General features: G+C 69.1%; 17 protein-coding genes. 14 read left to right on the top strand and 3 right to left on the bottom strand.

Going from position 1 to position 19,496, the window contains the following annotated elements:
• Window positions 1-1,119 (top strand): chaplin family protein (locus ACFY2X_RS02980; protein ID WP_389931513.1); only part of this gene is annotated, 1,119 nt, incomplete at its 5' end.
• A 178-nt stretch (window positions 1,120-1,297) separates the two neighbouring features.
• Here ACFY2X_RS02980 and ACFY2X_RS02975 read toward each other — a convergent pair.
• Window positions 1,298-1,483, bottom strand: a complete 186-nt coding sequence (locus ACFY2X_RS02975; protein WP_389931511.1) for a DUF5703 family protein — start codon at window positions 1,481-1,483, stop codon at window positions 1,298-1,300.
• A gap of 158 nt (window positions 1,484-1,641) precedes the next feature.
• On the opposite strand from ACFY2X_RS02975, the gene topA reads away from it, so the two are divergent.
• The 13 genes from topA to ACFY2X_RS02910 all read left to right on the top strand — a co-directional run bounded on the left by topA (window position 1,642) and on the right by ACFY2X_RS02910 (window position 17,036).
• The gene (topA, locus tag ACFY2X_RS02970; protein WP_389931510.1) at window positions 1,642-4,338 is read left to right on the top strand and encodes a type I DNA topoisomerase; all 2,697 of its coding nucleotides are present in this window, start codon (window positions 1,642-1,644) and stop codon (window positions 4,336-4,338) included.
• A 114-nt stretch (window positions 4,339-4,452) separates the two neighbouring features.
• Window positions 4,453-5,784, top strand: coding sequence for a metallophosphoesterase (locus ACFY2X_RS02965; RefSeq protein ID WP_389931509.1), 1,332 nt, complete (start codon window positions 4,453-4,455; stop codon window positions 5,782-5,784).
• Between the two features lie 149 nt (window positions 5,785-5,933).
• Window positions 5,934-8,000 carry a dTMP kinase gene (gene tmk, locus ACFY2X_RS02960; RefSeq protein WP_389931507.1) on the top strand — a complete coding sequence of 689 codons (2,067 nt, stop codon included), beginning with the start codon at window positions 5,934-5,936 and terminating at the stop codon, window positions 7,998-8,000.
• A 21-nt stretch (window positions 8,001-8,021) separates the two neighbouring features.
• A complete protein-coding gene (locus ACFY2X_RS02955; RefSeq protein WP_389931505.1) occupies window positions 8,022-9,203 on the top strand; it encodes a DNA polymerase III subunit delta' in 1,182 nt (393 codons plus the stop codon).
• Window positions 9,204-9,282: 79 nt separating this feature from the next.
• Window positions 9,283-9,789 (top strand): SigE family RNA polymerase sigma factor, encoded by a 507-nt coding sequence (locus ACFY2X_RS02950; protein WP_389931503.1) that lies wholly within the window; start codon window positions 9,283-9,285, stop codon window positions 9,787-9,789.
• On the top strand, window positions 9,786-11,441 hold the full coding sequence (locus ACFY2X_RS02945; protein ID WP_389931501.1) for a hypothetical protein: 1,656 nt from the start codon (window positions 9,786-9,788) through the stop codon (window positions 11,439-11,441). Before ACFY2X_RS02950 ends, ACFY2X_RS02945 begins: the two co-directional genes overlap by 4 nt.
• A 194-nt stretch (window positions 11,442-11,635) precedes the next feature.
• Window positions 11,636-12,391, top strand: a complete 756-nt coding sequence (locus ACFY2X_RS02940) for a hypothetical protein (protein WP_389931499.1) — start codon at window positions 11,636-11,638, stop codon at window positions 12,389-12,391.
• Window positions 12,388-13,542, top strand: coding sequence for a glycosyltransferase family 4 protein (locus ACFY2X_RS02935; RefSeq protein WP_389931497.1), 1,155 nt, complete (start codon window positions 12,388-12,390; stop codon window positions 13,540-13,542). The genes ACFY2X_RS02940 and ACFY2X_RS02935 overlap by 4 nt, the downstream gene beginning before the upstream one ends.
• Window positions 13,543-13,679: 137 nt before the next feature.
• The gene (locus tag ACFY2X_RS02930) at window positions 13,680-14,234 is read left to right on the top strand and encodes a SigE family RNA polymerase sigma factor (protein WP_389931495.1); all 555 of its coding nucleotides are present in this window, start codon (window positions 13,680-13,682) and stop codon (window positions 14,232-14,234) included.
• Window positions 14,231-14,797 carry a permease-like cell division protein FtsX gene (locus tag ACFY2X_RS02925; RefSeq protein WP_389931494.1) on the top strand — a complete coding sequence of 189 codons (567 nt, stop codon included), beginning with the start codon at window positions 14,231-14,233 and terminating at the stop codon, window positions 14,795-14,797. The genes ACFY2X_RS02930 and ACFY2X_RS02925 overlap by 4 nt, the downstream gene beginning before the upstream one ends.
• Before the next feature lie 35 nt (window positions 14,798-14,832).
• Complete coding sequence (locus tag ACFY2X_RS02920) at window positions 14,833-15,375, top strand: RNA polymerase sigma factor (RefSeq protein WP_389931492.1); 543 nt, start codon at window positions 14,833-14,835, stop codon at window positions 15,373-15,375.
• Window positions 15,372-16,049, top strand: a complete 678-nt coding sequence (locus ACFY2X_RS02915) for a permease-like cell division protein FtsX (RefSeq protein WP_389931490.1) — start codon at window positions 15,372-15,374, stop codon at window positions 16,047-16,049. Before ACFY2X_RS02920 ends, ACFY2X_RS02915 begins: the two co-directional genes overlap by 4 nt.
• Window positions 16,050-16,184: 135 nt before the next feature.
• Entirely contained in the window at window positions 16,185-17,036 is an 852-nt protein-coding gene (locus ACFY2X_RS02910; protein ID WP_389932319.1) for a stage 0 sporulation family protein, read from the top strand.
• A 94-nt stretch (window positions 17,037-17,130) separates the two neighbouring features.
• On the opposite strand, the gene ACFY2X_RS02905 is transcribed toward ACFY2X_RS02910, so the two are convergent.
• Window positions 17,131-18,507: a DUF4407 domain-containing protein gene (locus ACFY2X_RS02905; RefSeq protein ID WP_389931489.1), complete on the bottom strand. Its 1,377-nt coding sequence runs from the start codon at window positions 18,505-18,507 to the stop codon at window positions 17,131-17,133.
• Window positions 18,500-19,492, bottom strand: coding sequence for a hypothetical protein (locus ACFY2X_RS02900; protein ID WP_389931487.1), 993 nt, complete (start codon window positions 19,490-19,492; stop codon window positions 18,500-18,502). The genes ACFY2X_RS02905 and ACFY2X_RS02900 overlap by 8 nt, the downstream gene beginning before the upstream one ends.
• Window positions 19,493-19,496: the final 4 nt, after the last annotated feature.

The following is a 19,496-nucleotide window of genomic DNA, read 5'->3' as shown; positions in this document are numbered from 1 at the left end:
GGCAACCAGGTGGTCGCCCCGATCACCGCTCCCATCAACATCTGCGGCAACTCCGTCGCCGTCTTCGGCGGGGCGTTCTCTGGGTGCAAGGGCGGTGCCGAGGTCACCGACGGCGGCAAGCCCGGCTATCGGGGAGGGCACAACCGGCCGCGTCCCGGTTCGAGCGGCAACGACACCGACGGCCGCTTCGCCGCCGGCAGCGGCAACCAGGTGATCGCCCCCGTCACCCTGCCGATCGTCGCCTGCGGCAACGCGGTCGGCAACGCTTCGGCGGGCTGCAAGGGCGGCGTGTCGGTCCAGAAGGGCGGCGGTGCGGGCGGTAACACCACGTCAGGGCGGTCCTCGGTGCTCGGCGGCAACCAAGTGGTCGCCCCGATCACCGCTCCGGTCAACGTCTGCGGCAACGCCGTGGCGGTCGCCGGTGAGGCCTTCGCCGGCTGCAAGGGCGGCGTGTCCGTCAGGAAGGGCGGCGGTGCGGGCGGTAACCGCACCAGCGGCGACCACAGCATCCTGGGTGGTAACCAGGTGGTCGCCCCGATCACCGCTCCCATCAACGTCTGCGGCAATGCGGTCGCCGTCCTGGGTGACGCCGCCGCCGGTTGCCTCGGCGGCTCCCACGTCGGCGGGCCGGTCGGGGGGCCCCAGGGCCCCCAGGGCCCCCAGGGCCCCCACGGCTACAACCACTGGGCCGGCAAGCCCGGCAAGCACGCGAACGGCGGCCTGCTGGCCGCGCTCCCGGTCGTCCCGGCCCTCGGCGGTGCCAAGGGCGGCATGACCCGGCAGGCGAGTGGTGCCGACCTTCCCCCGCTGCCCGTCGTCGGCAAGGTGAAGGATCTGGCCGGTCTGCCCCAGCTCCCGAACCTGCCCGGCGCCTCGGCGATCGGCCAGGGCCCGCAGAAGGCCGGCTCGCCGCTGTCCTCCGCGACCGACCTGGTCTCCTCGACCCCGGTCGGTGAGACCCTGCCCGTCCGGGACCTCGGCCTGATGAGCGCCGCTCAGCCCGTCGGCGTGACCGGGATGAACTCCGGCTCGCTGTTCGCCCTGCTGCTCGGTGCCATGGCCGCCGCCTCGGCCACGCTCTTCGTGACCGCCCGCCGCATTCGGTTCGCCAAGAAGTAAGACAGGACTAACTCTCCAGACATGTCCCCTCCAATCCACTGAGGGAGACGCGCAGACGCTTCGCCAGCGGTGAGGGATGACCGCGGCCCCGGGGCCGCGCTCCGCGCCGCAGGGCGAAGCAAGGAAGCTTTGCCCGTTCCGGGGGCGCGGCCCGGGGCGGGCAAAGCCATGTCCGAGGTCACATTGTCCTGGTCGCACGTATGATCTTGCGACGCAGTCGGATGTCCCTGCGGCCGTCGGGATACAGTCGCAGACGGTCGAGTTCCCAGTCGCCGTATTCTGCATGTTCGGTCAGTATTCGCCTGGCGGCGTCTCTGGAGGTGCCACGCGGAAGATGGAGAACCAAGTAGGAGTAGTCGAGCACAGCGATTAGTCTCCGAGGGGTGGGCTAGGGGACGTCGGCACTCATAGGGCTTTATTGTGCGTCCTTGCGGCTTTCCTTGAGAGTGTGCCCGATCCAGATCGGGTAACCCGAAGGGAAGAAAACGGGGAACGAATGCGAACAGCGAGGTAGGAAGCAGCGTGCCAGCCAAGAACGGCAACGCCGGCGGAACCCGCCTGGTGATCGTCGAGTCGCCTTCCAAGGCGAAGACCATCGCTGGGTACCTCGGCCGTGGCTACGTCGTGGAGTCCAGCATCGGGCATATTCGCGACCTCCCCGAGAAGGCCGACGACATCCCGGAGAAGTACAAGGGCGAGTCCTGGGCGCGCTTGGGCGTCAATGTGGATCATGAGTTCGAGCCGCTCTATGTCGTCAATCCCGACAAGAAGGCGCAGGTGAGCAAGCTCAAGCAGTTGCTCAAGGACGCCGACGAGCTCTATCTGGCCACTGACGAGGACCGGGAGGGCGAGGCGATCGCCTGGCACCTCCGCGAGGTGCTCAACCCCAAGGTGCCGGTTCACCGCATGGTGTTCCACGAGATCACCCCGCGGGCGATCCAGGACGCGGTGGCCAATCCGCGTGCCCTGAACCTGCGGCTGGTCGACGCCCAGGAGACCCGGCGCATCCTCGACCGTCTCTACGGCTACGAGGTCAGCCCTGTCCTGTGGAAGAAGGTCAAGCCGCGTCTGTCCGCCGGTCGCGTGCAGTCCGTGGCGACCCGGCTGGTCGTGGAGCGCGAGCGCGAGCGCCTGGCGTTCACCAGCGCGAGCTACTGGGATCTCCAGGCGCTGTTCGACACCGGCCGCGACGAGGTCCCGCACGAGTTCACCGCCACGCTGACCGGCGTGGGCGGCAGGCGCGTGGCTCAGGGGCGCGACTTCGCCAGCAACGGCACGCTCAAGAGCACCGATGTGATCCACCTGGACGAGCAGGCCGCGCGGGCGCTGGCCGAGCGGCTGAGCGGTACGGCCTACAAGGTCAACTCGGTCGAGCGCAAGCCGTACACGCGCAAGCCGTACGCGCCGTTCCGGACGACCACGCTGCAGCAGGAGGCCAGCCGGAAGCTCGGTTTCTCCGCGAAGTCCACCATGCAGGTCGCCCAGCGCCTGTACGAGAACGGCTTCATCACCTACATGCGGACCGACAGCATCACGCTGTCGGAGACCGCCATCGCCGCCGCCCGCAGCCAGGCCATCAAGCTGTACGGCTCGGCATACGTGCCCGACAAGCCGCGCGTCTACGCCAGCAAGGTGAAGAACGCCCAGGAGGCGCACGAGGCGATCCGCCCCTCGGGTGAGGAGTTCCGCACGCCGGGCGAGACCGGGCTGACCGGTGACATGTTCCGGCTGTACGAGCTGATCTGGCAGCGGACCGTCGCCTCCCAGATGAAGGACGCGGTCGGCGAGTCGGTCAGCGTCAAGGTGGGCGGCACGTCCAGCTCGGGCGAGCAGGTCGAGTTCGGCGCCACCGGCCGTACCATCACCTTCCACGGCTTCCTCAAGGCCTACGTCGAGGGTGCGGACGACCCGGCGACCGCTCTCGACGACTCCGAGAAGCGTCTGCCCAACCTGAACGAGGGCGACCGCCTCACCGCGGCCGAGCTGAAGGCACTGGCGCACGCCACCAAGCCGCCCGCCCGATACACCGAGGCCTCGCTCATCAAGGAGCTGGAAGACCGGGAGATCGGCCGTCCCTCGACCTACGCGTCGATCATCGGAACGATCCTCGACCGCGGCTACGTGTTCAAGAAGGGCACCGCCCTGGTGCCGTCCTTCCTGGCGTTCGCGGTGGTCAACCTGCTGGAGCGGCACTTCGGCCATCTCGTCGACTACGACTTCACCGCCGAGATGGAGAAGGTCCTCGACGACATCGCCAACGACCGGGCGGAGCGGGTCCCCGAGCTGCGCCGCTTCTACTACGGCGAAGACGGCGACGAGGGCCTGAAGGTGCTGGTCACCGACCTGGGTGAGATCGACGCCAAGGAGATCAGCTCTTTCGCGATCAGGGGCACCGACATCATGCTCCGGGTGGGCCGCTACGGTCCCTACCTGGACCGAGACGGCGCCCGGGTGAACGTGCCCGACGACCTGGCGCCCGACGAGCTCACCGCCTCGATGGCCGAGGAGCTGTTCTCCCGCCCGACGGGCGACCGCGAGCTGGGCAAGGACCCGGTCACCGGCCATGTGATCGTGGCTAAGGACGGCCGCTTCGGTCCTTATGTGACCGAGATCCTGCCCGAGGAGCCGCCACCGGCCGAGGGCAAGAAGAGGACGAAGAAGGCCGACGCCCCCAAGGCGCGCACCGGGTCGCTGCTCAAGACGATGTCCCTGGACACCGTCACCCTCGACGACGCCCTGCGGTTGCTCTCGCTGCCCAGGAGTCTCGGGGAGATCGATGGCCAGGAGGTCACGGCGCAGAACGGCAAGTTCGGGCCCTACCTGAAGAAGGGCACCGACTCGCGCTCGCTGGCGTCGGAGGAGGAGCTGTTCACGGTCACCCTGGAGCGCGCCAAGGAGCTGTTCGCCCAGCCCAAGGCCCGTGGTCGCCGTGCCGCCGCCGCACCCCCGCTGCGTGAGCTCGGTGCGGACCCCGTCTCCGGCAAGCCGATCGTGGTCAAGGAGGGCCGCTTCGGCCCGTACGTGACCGACGGCGAGACCAACGCCTCCCTGCGCAAGGGTGACGAGGTCGAGCAGATCACCACCGAACGTGCCGCCGAGCTTCTCGCCGACCGCCGCGCCCGCGGCCCGGCGCCCAAGAAGAGCCCGGCCACCCGCACGAAGACCACGGCGACCAAGGCCGCCACGGCGGCCAAGACGACCAAGGCGACCAAGGCCTGATCCCTCGGGGCTGAGAGGCCTCTCAGCCCCGAGGGAACGCATCCGCCGTCCCGGGCGTTCTTGGGAACGCGCCGGGTACGGCGAGCGGATGCGTGAAAGGTAGCGGTGACGGTCATGGCCTTCGTGGCGCTGGTCTTCTCAGTGGTCGCGCTGGTCCACTACTACCTGTGGCGCCGCCTGGTCCGGGCCACCACGGTCCCCGGCCGGACTCGCCGGGTGCTGACCTGGGTCCTGGCCGGGCTGGGCGTGCTCGTCCCGGTGACGCTCATCGGTTCTCGCAGCGCGTGGGGCCATTTTCTGGCCTGGCCGGGGTTCTTCTGGATCGCGGTGATGTTCTACCTGTTCGTGTTCCTGGTGGCCCTGGAGATCCCCCGCGCCGCGGCGTTGCTCGCCCTGCGCCGCTCCGAGCGCGCGAGGCGCCCGTCCCGGCCAGCCCCGGCTGCTTCGGCGACACCCCGGCCCGTCCCGGCGGCTTCGGCGACACCCGCGGCTGCTTCGGTGATGCCCGTCCCGGCGGCTTCGGCGTCGTCCGGGCCCGATCCGGCGGGCCCTTCCCGGCTTCCCGACTCCGGCGGCACCTTCCGCGAGGGCTCGGAGGGCGGAGCGGGCGCGATGGGCCGCAGGCTTTTCATCGCCCGTACGGCTGCCGCCGTCGCCGGGGCGGGAGCGCTGACCACGGTCGGGTTCGGCATCCGGACGGCTCTCGGCGACCCGGTGGTCGAGTCGGTCAAGGTCACGCTGCCCAGGCTGGATCCGCGCCTCAGCGGCCTGCGGTTCGCCGTGGTCAGTGACATCCACCTCGGCCCCCTCACCGGCATGAGGCATTCCGAGCGCATCGTCCGCATGATCAACTCGCTTGAGGCCGACGTGGTCGCCATCGTCGGCGACCTGGTCGACGGCACGGTGGCCGAGCTCGGCCCGCTGGCCAGACCGCTGAAGAGCCTCGAGTCCCGCTACGGCGCCTACTTCGTCACCGGCAACCACGAGTACTACACCGCGAACGGCCCCGGGGAGTGGGTCGAGGAGCTCCGCCAGCTCGGCGTCCGCCCGCTCCGGAACGAGCGCGTGGAGATCGGTCACGCGGGAGCCGTACTCGACCTCGCGGGGGTCGACGACGTCACGGGCGGCGCCTCCGGCGACGGCCCCGATCACGAGCGGGCGCTGGGCGGCCGTGACCGTTCCCGGTCCGCGATCCTCCTCGCCCACCAGCCGGTCCAGGCTTTCCAGGCTTCAAAGTACGGTGTCGACCTCCAGCTGTCCGGCCACACTCACGGCGGTCAGATGGTCCCCTTCGACATGGTCGTCCCGTTGCAGCAGCCGGTCGTGTCCGGTCTGGGGGAAGTGGACGGCACCCAGGTGTACGTCACCAGGGGCGCGGGTTTCTGGGGACCGCCCGTCCGGGTCGGGGCGCCACCCGAGATCACCCTTCTGGAGCTTCGCGCCTGACGGCTCGATGGGGCGCGCCGTAACTTCTTTTCGCGTATGCGACCTGCAAGGGACGGGCCGGACGTACTACCCTCATGCGACGAGCAGCCGGGCATATCGCCTGGCTGCCGTTCTCCCCAGTCCGGCGAGCACCTGGATACGCTGACATCATGACCATCCCTGGCCGGAACACCGCGCGCCGCAAGTCTTCCAACGTGCTGGCCAATGCCCCGTTCCGCAAACTGTGGACGGCCATGTCGGTGTGCAGCCTCGGTGACTGGCTCAACATCATCGCGCTGACCGCCCTCGCGGGAAACCTCACCATGGGGGCGGGCTACAAGGCCCAGAGCCTGGCCATCGGTGGTGTCTTCGTCGCGAAGATGCTCCCGGCCATCCTGCTGGGCCCCCTGGCGGGCGCGTTCGCCGACCGGTTCGACCGCCGGCTGACGATGTTCTTCTGCGACCTGCTGCGTTTCGCGCTGGTCCTGTCGATCCCGCTGATCGGCAAATACCAGTGGGTGATCATCGCCACGTTCCTGGTCGAGTGCGTCAACCTCTTCTGGGTCCCGGCCAAGGACGCCACGGTGCCGAACCTGGTGCCCAAGGACCGGCTGGAGGAGGCCAACCAGCTCAACCTCCTGGTCACGTACGGCACCGCCCCGATCGCCGCGTTGCTGTTCGCGGTGCTGTCGGTGGCCGACGACGCCCTGGGCAGTTTCATCCCGTACTTCGCCGCCCGTGACACCTATCTGGCGCTGTTCATCAACGCCTTCGCGTACCTGGTGTCGGCCATCATCATCTTCACGCTCAAGGACATACCGAAGGAGCACGCCAAGGCCGTCGCGCACGCCGCTCCGTCGGTGCTGCGGCAGATCGTCGACGGCTGGCGGTTCGTCGGCCAGAACCGGCCGATCCGGGGTCTGATCATCGGCATGCTCGGCGCGTTCGCCGCCGGTGGTGCGGTGGTCGGTGTCGCCAAGATCTATGTGGTGGCGCTGGGGGGCGGCGACGCGGCCTACGGCGTGATGTTCGGGGCGGTCTTCGTCGGCATGGCGTCAGGCATGTTCTTCGGGCCCAGGCTGCTGCGGGAGCTGTCCCGGCGGCGGCTGTTCGGGCTGTCGATCATCGTGGCCGGGCTGGTGCTCGTCGCGATCGCGCTCATCCACAACCTGGTGATCGTCGTCATGCTCACCGTGGTGCTCGGGGCGTGCGCCGGGATCGCCTGGATCATCGGCTACACCATGATCGGGCTGGAGGTGGAAGACAGTCTGCGCGGCCGTACTTTCTCCTTCCTGCAGTCGCTCGCCCGGGTCACCCTGCTGCTGGTGGTCGCGGTGGTGCCGACGCTGGCCGGCCTGTTCGGCGAGCACCGGATGATGGTCCGCGGGGAGACGGTCTACCAGTTCGACGGCTCCAACCTGGTGCTGCTGATCGGCGGCTCGCTCGCGATGGTCGTCGGATTCCTCGCGCTGCGGCACATGGACGACCGCAAGGGCGTCTCGATCGTCTCCGACGTGATCGCGGCGGTCCGGGGGGAGCGGTTCGCACCCGAGGAGGCCGAGCAGTCACGCGGGATGTTCATCGCGTTCGAGGGCGGCGAGGGGTCGGGCAAGACCACCCAGGCCAGGTTGCTCGCGATCTGGCTCCGGGATCAGGGCTTCGACGTCGTGCAGACCCGGGAGCCCGGTTCGACCAAGGTGGGCATGCGACTGCGGGCGATCCTGCTGGACGCCGTGCACCAAGGGCTGTCGGCCCGGTCCGAGGCGCTGCTGTACGCGGCCGACCGGGCCGAGCACGTGGAGAAGGTCATCCGTCCCGCTCTGCACCGGGGCTCGATGGTGATCTCCGATCGCTACGTCGACTCCTCGCTGGCCTACCAGGGCGCCGGCCGGGCTCTGGACTCGCCGGACGTGGCGAAGATCAACACCTGGGCCACGGGTGGGCTCGTCCCCGACCTGACCGTGCTCATCGACACGCCCCCGTCCGTCGGGCTGACCCGGCTCGGCGGGGCGGCCGACCGGATCGAGTCCGAGCCGCTGGAGTTCCACGAGCGGGTGCGCCGCGAGTTTCGCGCGCTGGCCGCCGCCCACCCCGACCGCTACCTGGTCGTCGACGGGACGCTCACCCAGGAGGAGATCTCCACGATCATCCATGATCGGATGCGCGAGGTCCTTCCCGACCCGGTGCCGCAGGAGGCGGAGGACGCCACCGGAACCATCCCCGTCATCCGCGACTGAGCCCGGCGGTAGGTTGATGCTGTGGGAGTCTTCGATGACCTTGTGGGGCAGGAACAGGCGGCCGTAACGCTCCGCAGGGCCGCGGCGGCGGGAGCCGAGATCCTGGCCGGTGGGCGCGGGGCGGGGATGACCCACGCGTGGCTGTTCACCGGGCCGCCCGGGTCCGGCCGGGAGGAGGCGGCGCGGGCGTTCGCCGCCGCGCTGTTCTGCCCCGACCAGGGGTGCGGCCACTGCGACATGTGCCACCAGGTGGCGATCGGCTCCCATCCGGACCTGGAGATCGTCCGCCCGCAGGGCCTTTCCTACGGAATCAAGGACACCCGCCAGCTCATCCTCCGCGCGGCCGGTGCCCCCACCCTGGGCCGCTGGCGCGTGGTGCTGTTCGAAGACGCCGACCGTGCCACGGAGGGCGCCTCCAACGCGCTGCTCAAGGCGATCGAGGAGCCGCCGCCAAGGACGGTCTGGCTGCTCTGCGCGCCCTCCCCGGACGACATGATGATCACCATCAGGTCCCGCTGCCGGCTGGTCACGCTCGTCACACCGCCTACCGCCGCGGTCGCCCACGTGCTGGCGACGCGTGAGAGCGTGCCGCCGGCGATGGCGGAGTTCGCCGCCCGGGCCGCCCAGGGGCACATCGAGCGGGCCCGCAGGCTGGCGCTGGACGAGGAGGCGCGCAGGCGTCGCGACGCGGTGCTGTCCATCCCCCGGTCGCTCACCGGCGTGGGAGAGTGCGTGGTGGCCGCCGAGCGGCTGGTGAAGACCGCCGAGGAGGAGGCCGCCGCGGTCACCTCGGTGCTGAACGAGTCCGAGATCACCGAGCTGCGGAAGATCTACGGCGAGGGGTCCTCGGGCAAGGGGCTGAACAGGGGCCTGATCCGGGGTGGAGCCGGCGCGCTCAAGGAGCTGGAAGACCGGCAGAAGTCCCGGCTGACCCGGACCAAGCGCGACGTCATCGACGGGGCGCTGCTCGACCTGGTGGCGTTCTATCGCGATGTGCTGGCCGTGCAGTTCGGTGCGTCCGTGGAGCTGGCCAATGAGGACCGCCGCGCCGACCTCGACGACGTGGCCCGCTCCTCCACCCCGGAAGACACCCTCCTCAGGATTGACGCGATCATGCTCTGCCGTGAACGGCTGGCCGCCAACGTCAATCCGCAGATGGCCGTCGAGGCGATGGCCATCTCGTTGCAGCAGCCGCGACTCTGATCCGGTTGTGTGATCTGGTTTGTGATCTGAAGCAACCCGGAGGCGGTTTCCGCGTCTCTGGGTCATGCAGGCCGAGATATTGGATCTAGGCAGACCGGGGTCCGCTGAGACGATCAGCGGGCTTTACGCCGAGCACGCGCTCGGACTGACCCGGCTGGCCCTGGTCATGATCGGGGATCGAGAGTCCGCCGAAGACGTGGTGCAGGAGGCCTTCCTCGGCCTCCACCGCCGCTTCGGCAGGCTGAGGGACCCGGACAAGGCGCTCGTCTATCTGCGCAGTGCGGTGCTGAACAACGCGCGCAGCGTGCTGAGGCGCAGACGGCTGCCTTCCTGGTTCGCCGGGACTTACGAGCCGCCCGTCTGGTCCGCCGAATCCGCGGCGATGCTCGGCGACGAACGCCGGGCCGTGATGGAGGCCCTTCAGCGGCTGCCGCGACGTCAGCGCGAGGTGCTGCTGCTGCGCTTCTACGCCGACCTGTCCGAGGAGGAGAGCGCCCAGGCGATGGGAGTCAGCCGCGGCACCGTCAAATCCACCACCCACCGGGCGCTGAACGCGCTCGGCCGTCTGCTGGGGGAGCACCAGTGAGCGAGATCGTCGACAGATTGCGGGACGCGGCCAGAGCCGTGGGGGAGACCATCCATGAGGTGCCCCCGTTCGAGGCGTCGGCCGGCCGTACGAGAAGTGCGAGAAGCGCGAGGAGATCGTGGGGGGCGCCGCTGGTGGCCGCGGTGGCGGTGACCGGGGTGATCGCCGGAGGGGTCGTGGTGACCCAGGCGGGACGTGGCGATGACGTCGCCGGGCCGTCGGCCGCGGGGGCCGGACCGGAGTACTTCGCCATGACCGGTGACGACGGGATCACCTTCTACCGGGCGGACACGGGCGCCAAGCTTCCCTCGCGGGCCTCGGGGCGGCGCTTCGCGCTGGTGGACGCCGCGCGTGGTGCCTTCTACACCACGGTGGAAGCGGGCGACTGCAAGACGCTGTTCATGCGAGTGACACCCGGCCGGGGAGAGGAGGCCGCGCGAGTCGACACGCTGCCGATCACCCTGCCCGACGGAACCGCGCCCGCCTCGCTCGCGGTCAGCGCGGACGGCACCAAGCTGGCGTACGGCCTGCGATCGTGCGAACCGGGGGTCATTCTCCCCGGGCAGCTCGGAGTGGCCGATCTGAACACCGGGAAGAGCCGGATGTTCGTCTCGTCGTCCGGCAGCCGTGTCACGAACGTGTCGATCACCGCGGACGGCCGGTCGGTCGCCTTCCAGTTCGGACCCGTGTTCTATACGGGTGCGACGCCTCCGCCCGTGGCCGATCCCACGACCCTTCCGACGATGTCGGTTCCCTCGGTGATACCTACGGGGTCGGCGAGCGAGGGAGCTGAATCGGCGGTGGCGACGGCGACCTCGTCCGTTTCGCCGACCGTTCCGGCGGTGCCCCCGTCCGGCTCGCCGGCGGTTCCGGCGGACGCCGCGCCGGACCCGACGGTGACGGTATCGATCATGCCGACGCCGATCCTGGCGGCGACCTTGGAGGCCAAGCAGGCACCGACCGCGATGGCGACTTTGGAAGCCACGCCGGTGCCGACCCTGGAGGCCAAGCCGATCCCGACCGTGACGGCGACCTTGACGGCCACGCCGGTGCCGGCGCGGCCGACGAGCGCGCCGGAGCCGCCGGCGCGTGCGGAGGCCACCACGTCTCTGCCGCCGGGGAAGTACGTCGAGCCGACTCCGGCGGAGACCGTGACGGCCATGCCGGTTTCTCCGCCGACCGAGTTCGCGGTCAATCCGGCCACGGGGTTCTTCGAGCTCGGCTCGGAGTCGCCGGAGGTGCGGCTGCTCGACACCGAGGCGGAGGGTGAGGATCTGGACCGGGCGAGGAAAGTCGAGCTCAAGGCCGACCCCGCCATGTCCATCGGGCTGCGCGGTGTGCGGATCAGCCCCGACGGCCGGTCATTCGTCGCGATGTTCGGCAAAGCCATCGAGGACGAGGACGTCAAGGAGCTCCGGGTCGTGCCCGGGCCCGTCGAGATCGCGCTGTTCGACACCGAGAACGGCAAGCAGACCGATGTGCTCTACCGCGATGACCAGGGCGGTTCCCGGCTGATCGACGCGGACGCCTCGGGCGAGCACTTCCTGGTCCGGCGAGACCAGGAGCTCGGGGTGGTCAGCTCGGGCCAGTATCGGACGCTGCCCGGTTTCCACGCGTTCAGCGACCCGCTGAACTCGAATATCGGCTGGTGAAAGGGGTGGGGTCGCGGTAAGTAAGCGGCCCCACCCTCCTGATTTCAAATTTAAGGGAACCATTCCCGGTCAAAGCCCCTCAAAGGATGAGTGTGGATCGTTAGGATTCACAGCGAATTCAGACTCATTCGTTATAAATCGGCAACAATGTCCTGTTCTACGGGGATGAACAGGGTGAGACCGGGGGACTCTTGGTGAGTACGGGAGTGCGTCGCGGGGTGATGGCGCCGGGGGTCAGGCGGGCCGTCACCAGCAGGGTGGACGACGACGACACGCTGCGGATCGAGTGGCCGGAGCCGGACGACGGCGGGCAGGTGGCCTGGCGGCACGTGGAGACCGGGCAGGAGCACACCGGCGCCGGCCTGGCCGGGCTGCGGCCGGGGATCTGGATGGCGTCGTGCCGGGGAGAGCCGGTGGCCACCGACGATCCGGGGTTCTCGCTGGACGGGCTGGTGGCCTATGCCGGGCGGCCGCGGACGCGGGAGGTGCGGGCGTTTCGGACCACGGTCGGAACTCTCGGCCTGACGGTCCGGGAGGTCGCGCCGTACGTCGAGGTGACCGCCGTCGTCTCCGACGACGGCATGATCGAGGTCGAGGGGGTGCTGGCCTACGGGGCGCCGGTGGAGGGACCGGCCAGGCTCGTGACCGTGGCCAGAAAAGGACCGAAGCCGGTGAGCGGTCCGGCGGCCTTTCAGGGCAGGAGCTTCAAAGGGACCGTCCAGATCGGGCCGATGGCCGAGGTGCAGATGCGGCGGCGGGTCTTCTGGGATCTGTTCGCGGAGGTCGCCGGAGAAAGGCTGCCGCTGGCCGCCCGGCTCGACGACATCACCGACAAGAAGACAAAGGTGCGTTTCCCTGCCCAATATGTGGGACAGGTAAGGGTGCGGCCGTATTACACCGACACCGACAGCCTGGCCGTCGCGCTCACGGCCGAGGAGGAGAGCGCGTGAAGATCTCCTTCCTGATCCTCAACGCCTACGGCATGGGCGGCACCATCCGGGCCACCTTCGACCTCGCCTCCGAGATGGCCGAGCGGCACGACGTCGAGGTGATCAGTGTCTTCCAGCACGAAGACCGGCCCTTTCTGCCGGTGAGCCCCAAGGTCCGGCTGCGCTCGCTGGTCGACCTCCGGGAGGGGGCCAGGGTCCGCTGGCCGTACACGAAGAAGGCGGAGCGGCTGAGCAAGCAGGAGAGCGCGCTCATCCATCCCGAGGAACGCGCCTATGCCTCCTTCACCGCCTGGAGTGACGAGGTGCTCCGGCGCGAGCTGCAGCGGCTCCGCACCGACGTGCTGATCACCACGCGGGCCGGGCTGAACATCATGGCCGCCAGGTTCGCCCGCAAACGGGTCGTCCGGATCGCCCAGGAACACCTGCACTTCGAGGCCCACCAACCCGGCATCTTCGAGGAGATCCGGCAGTGGTACCCGAAGCTGGACGCGGTCGTCACCCTCACCGAGGCCGACCAGCACGACTACCGGACCATGCTCGACCGGGCGCCGACCCGGGTGTTCACCATCGGCAACGGGCTGGCCGGAGGGCCGCGCCCCCGCTCCCGGCAGGACAACCGGATCGTGCTGGCCGCCGGACGGCTGGTGCCGGTCAAGGGATACGACCGGCTGCTGAAGGCATTCGCCGAGGTGATCAAGAAGCGGCCGGACTGGAAGCTGCGAATCTACGGCGAGGGCCGGATCGGCGAAAAACTGATCAAGCTTGCCGTCAAGCTGCGCCTGCACAACAACGTCACGTTCATGGGCCCGACCGGTGACATCGAGGGTGAGCTGGCCAAGGCCTCGATCCACGCGGTCAGCTCCCGGTTCGAGGGCTTCGGGATGACCATCATCGAGGCGTTCGCGTGCGGGGTGCCGGTGGTCAGCTTCGACTGTCCCCGGGGCCCTCGCGAGATCATCACCTCCGGTCATGACGGATTGCTGGTTCCGCCCGACGACGTGGACGCCCTGGCGGCGGGGCTGCTCAAGATGATCGACGACGAGGAGGGCCGCCTCCGGATGGCCGAGAACGCGCTGGAGACGGCCCGGCGCTACGACATCTCCATGATCGTGGACCGCTGGGAGAAGGCCTTCGCCGAACTCGGCCGCTGAGGCGAGTCGTCCTGAGGCGAGTCGTCCTGAGGCGAGTCGTCCTGAGGCAAGTCGTCCTGAGGTGAACCGTCCTGAGCCGAAGCGGCGCGCCGGGCCGAGCAGCAAACCGCTCGGCCCGGCGTCTCTGTGATGTGACCGTGTCATTTCCGGGGACGACCCCGAACCCGAAAGCCGAGCTGCTCTCCCACGGGGAGCCTTTGGCGAGGGACCGCATCGACGTCGCGGCGCTGTTCGCCGAACATCACCTCGGGCTGGTACGGCTGGCGCTGCTCATGGTGGGCGACCAGGCCACGGCCGAGGACATCGTGCAGGAGGCGTTCGCCCGCACCCATGCGGGGCGGCGCCGGATGCGCGATCCCGAGCGCGCACTGGCCTACATCCGCTCGGCGGTCCTCAACGGCTCCCGTTCCGTGCTGCGTCGCCGGGCGGTGGCGTTCCGGCGGGCCGTGCCGTACGAACCGCCCGTCTGGTCCGCCGAGCACGCGGCGCTGCTCGGCGAGGAGCGCCGCGAGGTGCTGGTGGCCCTGCGCGCGCTGCCGAGACGGCAGCGGGAGGCGCTGACGCTGCGCTACTACCTGGATCTACCCGACCTTGAGATCGCCGAGACCATGGGAATCGGTGCCAGCACCGCCAGGTCCACCATCGCGCGCGGGCTGGCCGCCCTCGCCCGAGTGCTTGGGGAGCAGTCATGACCGCCGTTGAGAACCGCCTGCGCGACGCCCTGTCCGCCGCCGCCACCACCGCCGTGGATGTCCGCCCGCTGGCCGTTCCGGCCCGCCGCCGCTTCCGAATCCCGATGATGCTGGCCGCCGTCGCCACGGTGATCGCCGTCGGGACGGGGTTCCTGTGGGTACGGCAGGCGGATCCCGAGACGTCCACCACGGCCCAGGCGACCTCGGTGCCCGGGCGGGAGGAGATCTCGGTCTTCCTGTGCGCGAGGAACAGTCCCTTCCCACAATGCAAAGGCCAGAAAGCCGACAAGGCCAAGATCGCCGAGGCGTTGCGGAGCCGGCCGGATGTGGAGCGGATCCGTTTCGAGAGCAAGGCGGAGGCTTACAAGAACTTCCGGGCGAACTTCAAGAACGACAGCGTGTTGCTCGCCGCAGTCCGGCTGGAGGACATGCCCGAGTCGTTCCGGGTGGTGCCCCGTTCCGGCGCCGACCGGGCGGCGATCATCGCGGCTGCCGAGAAAGTGCCCGGCGTCATCACCGTGATCGACGACATGAGATGCCGTACGCGCGAGGAGAAATGCTGAAGCAGCGGATCGGCGGGGGCGCGCGTTCATAGGGTATGGACGGTGAGATCTTGCGGCTGGCGGAGCGGCCAACACGGGCATCCGCTCCGCCGGCCTTTTCCCCCGATGCCGAGCTTGTCGCGTTCTACCGCGACCACCGGCTGGACCTGGTCCGGCTCGCGGTGCTGCTCGTCGGCGACCGGGAGACTGCCGAGGACGTCGTGCAGGACGTGTTCGCGCGGCTGCACAGGAGCTGGCGGCCGGGCGTCACAACGCTCGCCTACGTCAGGACGTGCGTGCTCAACGGGTCCCGATCCGTGCTGCGCCGCCGGGCGGTGGCACTGCGGCGGGCCGAGCGGGTCACGGACCTGGTCGACTCGGCGGAGACCGCCGCGCTGATCGGAGAGTCGCGGCGCGAGGTGCTGGTCGCGCTGGGGCGGCTGCCACGGCGTCAGCGGGAGGCGCTCGTGCTCCGCTACTACCTGGATCTACCCGACGCGGAGATCGCCGAGGCGATGGGCGTCAGGGAGAGCACTGTCAGGTCCACGACCGCCCGAGCCCTGGCCAAGCTTCTTCGCGAACTGGGAGACAGCATATGAGCACCATCGAGGACCGGCTCCGCGACGCCATGACGGCCCGCGCGCAGGCCGTACAGGACGACCATCGGCCCCTGCCCGCGCCACGGACCCGCCGTGCCGTGAAGATGGCCCCGATCATGGTCGCCGCCGCGGTCGTGATCGTCGCCGTCGTGGGGTTCGGGCTGGTCAGGTCCTCACCCTCGCAGCCCGGATCGGGAGAGGGAACCGTCGCCATGGCCATGGGCGGCGTGAATCCGTCAGGGAGACCCGGGGTCTCGGTCTTCCTTTGCCAGAAGGACAGTTCCTTTCCAGCCTGTAAGGGCGGGGAGGCGACCGAAAGGGAGAAGGATGATCTTCTGCGGACGCTGCGAGCCCGGCCCGAGGTCGAGGACGTCACTTTCCAGAGTCAGCGGCAAGCCTGGGAGAACTTCCGGGCGCAGAACAAGGACGACGCCGTGCTCCTGCGGGCGGTAGCCGTCGAGGACATGCCGGAGTCCTTCCAGGTCCGGATCAGGCCGGGCGCGGACTACGCCGCCGTGGCTCGGGCCGCGAGCGAGCTGCCCGACGTGGCCACCGCCGTCGATCAAGCCTGCTTCCTCGAGAGGAGCACCCTGTGGTCGATCATCAAGAACGTGCTCCCGTGGTCAGGTGACGATGACAGGAGGGAGTGCTCATTCATGGGCCGTGGCAGGTGATCCGCTCCGGCTGAGGTGATGAGGGGGCGGCTCGCGCAGGCCGGTTGAACCAAGATCCCACAGGGGCGGTTCCGGCGCGTAGGGTGGCCTGGTGGGCGCTAGCCGTACCCCCAGCAGCTTTGGAGCCACATGAGCATGATCATGGCCGTGAGCTTCACCCGCTACGGCAGGCTGTACTACCTGGATCCGGGAGAGCACAGTCCTAAGGTCGGAGACAAGGTGCTCGTGCCCACCGACGCCGGGCCGGAGGTGGCCGAGTGCGTGTGGGCGCCGCAGTGGACGAGCGAGGAGATCGGCGGGCTGCCGGTGTGCGCGGGCATCGCCGGTGAGGAGCACCTGGCGCGTGACGAGGGCAACAGGCGGCGGCGCGCGGAGGCCCGGAGCGTCTCCAAGCGCCTGATCAAGCGGCACACGCTGCCCATGAAGGTCGTGGGCGTCGACTATCTCGACTCCGACAACACCTACACCGTCTACTTCTCGGCCCCCCACCGCGTCGACTTCCGCGCCCTGGTCCGCGACCTGGCCCGCAACCTGCGCGCCCGGGTGGAACTGCGCCAGATAGGCCCCCGTGACGAGGCCCGCCTCCAGGGCGGGATCGGCCCGTGCGGCCGCGACCTGTGCTGCGCGACCTTCCTGAAGGACTTCGAGCCGGTCTCGGTGCGCATGGCCAAGGACCAGGACCTGCCGGTCAACCCGCTGCGCATCGCGGGCGCGTGCGGGCGGCTGATGTGCTGCCTCAAATACGAGCACCCCCTCTACGTCAACGCGCACAGCAAGATGCCCCGCGTCGGGTCGAAGGTGGACATCCCCGAGGGCTCGGGCACCGTGGTCGGGCGCAACGTTCCCTCCGACTCGGTCGTGGTCCGCCTGGACGACGGCGGGCGGCGCTGCGCGTGCCCTTCGGCCTCGGTCTGCTCGCCCCGCAAGCAGCACGACACGATGTACGGCGAGGCCGAGACGGTCGCCGAAAGCGGCCCCGGCGACTAGGGCGGCGGTCCCTCTGCCGCACATGTCCTGAGAGGTTTGCCGCAGAGGCCAGGCCCTTTTGGGCAGGCTCATGCCGTGAGCCCGCCCAAAAGGGTCAGTTCAGGGGTCCCGCCAGGTCGGCGTGTGGGTGCGCGCCGTTGCGCCGCTCTTCCCTGGGGACGGCCCTGGTGTTCTGGCGGTGCATCTCCTCTGCTCGCTGACGGATCATCTCTTCCACGGCGGCCCGCGCCTCGGCGTCGGCGGCCTTGCTCGCGATGTCTATCAGCTGGCGCTGCTTGCGGCGTTCCTCCGCATCGCGGTAGGCGTGGAGTTCGAGTTCGCCTATCTGCGCCTCCGTGCTGAGCTGGAGACGCTTCTCATGGATCTTCTCCTGCGTACGGTTCGCGTGATCCACCATGCGGTCGTACGTGGTCGTGCCCCCCATGAGCTTGACGAGGATGGGAAGGCAGTCGATGAGGATCAGGAAAAGCCGGAACAGCCAGCTGGCCCCGAACAGGTAGACGTTCTCTGCTGTGATCTCGTGCAGGGCCCGCATGCGCTCCAGGAGACCGACGGGATCGTCCCTGCCGGGCAGCGCGGCCAGCCGGTCCTCGACGCTTCTCTCGATCTGCCGTCCGAAATCAGTCTGTTTGTCGGCGAGAGGTCCACGCAGCCCGGATATCTGCCTTCCCCATTCCTGGAGCTGCCTGTGGTTCGCGTCCAGATTGTGGCTGGCCCTGAATTCCCTCAGCTCGGCGTCGAGGCGCCTGCAGAGCGGGCCGATGCCCCTCTTGCCGCTCACCCCTTCGCCCTTGTTGCCCGCGCACTCGTCGTTCGCCTGCTTGCGCAGCCTGCCGTACTCCTTCTCGTCGGCGTTGACCTGCGCCCGCAACTTCTCGGCGTCGCGCTCCAGCCTGTCCAGCGCGTCCGCGTCCGCCTCGGAGTTCGAGGCCAGGAGTTTGGCGTTCCGGCAGTCCTGGCGAGCCGGCGTCCCGGTGGGCACGCCTAGGTTGCACTCCAGCAGCCGGTCCCGTTCCGCGTTCCGGACGGCTTCGCGCTCGTCGACGACATGCTGTACCACGGCGGTCTCGAACACCCGCAGAACCAGGGGCTCGGCGATGATGAATCCCAGCACCACGGCGACAAGCAGACGCGGGATCAGCATCAGCAGCCTGCGTTGCCAGATACCGGTCACCGTCGAGACGAGCCACCGGTCGAGGTTGAGCACGATGAGCATCCAGATCACCGTGGGGATGAGCATCGCGATGTGGGCGCCGCCCAGAACCTGGCTCAACGCGAACCACATCGAGACCCCGGCGACGACCGCCGTGCCCAGCACCACGCCGCCGAGGCCGACATAGCGGGTTCGCTCCAGCGGCACCTGGTCCAGGACACCCTCGTCGACCCCCGACAGGACCCGCAGCCGTCTTCCCAGGTCGAATCGCCTGGCGGAGCCGGAAGGTGCGGTCCCGGGGTGCCCTCCCTCAGTCATCGAGATCTTCCAGCCTGATCCTGCGCGGACCGTCGTCTTCGTCCTTGGACGGCCTTCCCCCGCCGAGTTCGGGCCGCGCCGCGTTCTTCGGTGCCTCGATGAAGGGGTCGTCTCCGATGACCGAGGTCATGACCCTGTTGATGAGTATCTGCGTGTCGATGGGGAGGAAGTCCAGCGCTCCGTCGGGCATGCGGTTGATCAGTTCGGACAGGGACTTCATCCGAAGCTCCTGCGCCTCCCGCGTGATGCCCACGGCGTCCGTCATCAGCAACTGCTCGCGGCTGACGCCGAACGCCGTGCTGGCCTCGGCCCCGCGCTTGAAGATCTCCTCGATCCGGGCCACGTCCCGGTTCTCGATCGCCCACTGGAGTTCCTTGCTTTCCCGGTCCCACTTGAGCTGCTTGAGCCGTTGGCCGTGGACGAGGATGTCGTTGGGCGGGAGGAGCCCGACATTGACCAGGGCCACGTCGATCCCGTCGATCCGCGGCGGATAGAACTCCAGGTAGGCCCGGATCCGATTGGTGACCTCCACGGACAGGAGGTGCACCTCCTCGATCGGCCGTGTCGTGCCGAGCTGCATCAGCTGTGCGTCGTTGCGGAGGTGGTCGGCCAGGATTTCCGCGGCGTCCTCGACTCCGGCGGCCACGACGGCCTCCGGGTCGGTCACCTTGCACCTGAAGGTCACCTTCACGAGGAAGTGGTAGCCCATGTCCTGTGAGGGGATCTCGATGGTGAGGGTGAACTGACGGCCGCGCATGTAGACGACGCTGACGGATCTCGCCGCCACGACGGCGTCCTCAGACCCCCTGAGATGGTGGCCTTCCGTGTAGGCCTTGTAGCCGCCGTTCACCGCGAACACGAGGACGGTGCCCACGGGAGTCTCAGGCAACTCGTCGGGATTCCGGCGGGCGAAGAGTCCCAGCCGCCGCTGGGGAGGCCGGAGAGCACGTTCCTCGACGATTGGATAACCGCTGGACGCGGGCATCGCT

Source organism: Streptosporangium sp. NPDC000396 (genome assembly GCF_042898655.1).
Taxonomy (GTDB): Bacteria; Actinomycetota; Actinomycetes; order Streptosporangiales; family Streptosporangiaceae; genus Streptosporangium.
The sequence above is the reverse complement of the archived record's forward strand: the minus strand, read 5'-3'. Positions and strand labels throughout refer to the sequence as shown.

Coding starts and splice junctions, on each gene's coding strand:
- ACFY2X_RS02910 (WP_389932319.1), top strand. CDS start 16,185: ATGATCATGGCCGTGAGCTTCACCCGCTACGGCAGGCTGTACTACCTG.
- ACFY2X_RS02905 (WP_389931489.1), bottom strand. CDS start 18,507: ATGACTGAGGGAGGGCACCCCGGGACCGCACCTTCCGGCTCCGCCAGG.
- tmk (WP_389931507.1), top strand. CDS start 5,934: ATGACCATCCCTGGCCGGAACACCGCGCGCCGCAAGTCTTCCAACGTG.
- ACFY2X_RS02965 (WP_389931509.1), top strand. CDS start 4,453: ATGGCCTTCGTGGCGCTGGTCTTCTCAGTGGTCGCGCTGGTCCACTAC.
- ACFY2X_RS02925 (WP_389931494.1), top strand. CDS start 14,231: ATGACCGCCGTTGAGAACCGCCTGCGCGACGCCCTGTCCGCCGCCGCC.
- ACFY2X_RS02915 (WP_389931490.1), top strand. CDS start 15,372: ATGAGCACCATCGAGGACCGGCTCCGCGACGCCATGACGGCCCGCGCG.
- ACFY2X_RS02920 (WP_389931492.1), top strand. CDS start 14,833: ATGGACGGTGAGATCTTGCGGCTGGCGGAGCGGCCAACACGGGCATCC.
- ACFY2X_RS02900 (WP_389931487.1), bottom strand. CDS start 19,492: ATGCCCGCGTCCAGCGGTTATCCAATCGTCGAGGAACGTGCTCTCCGG.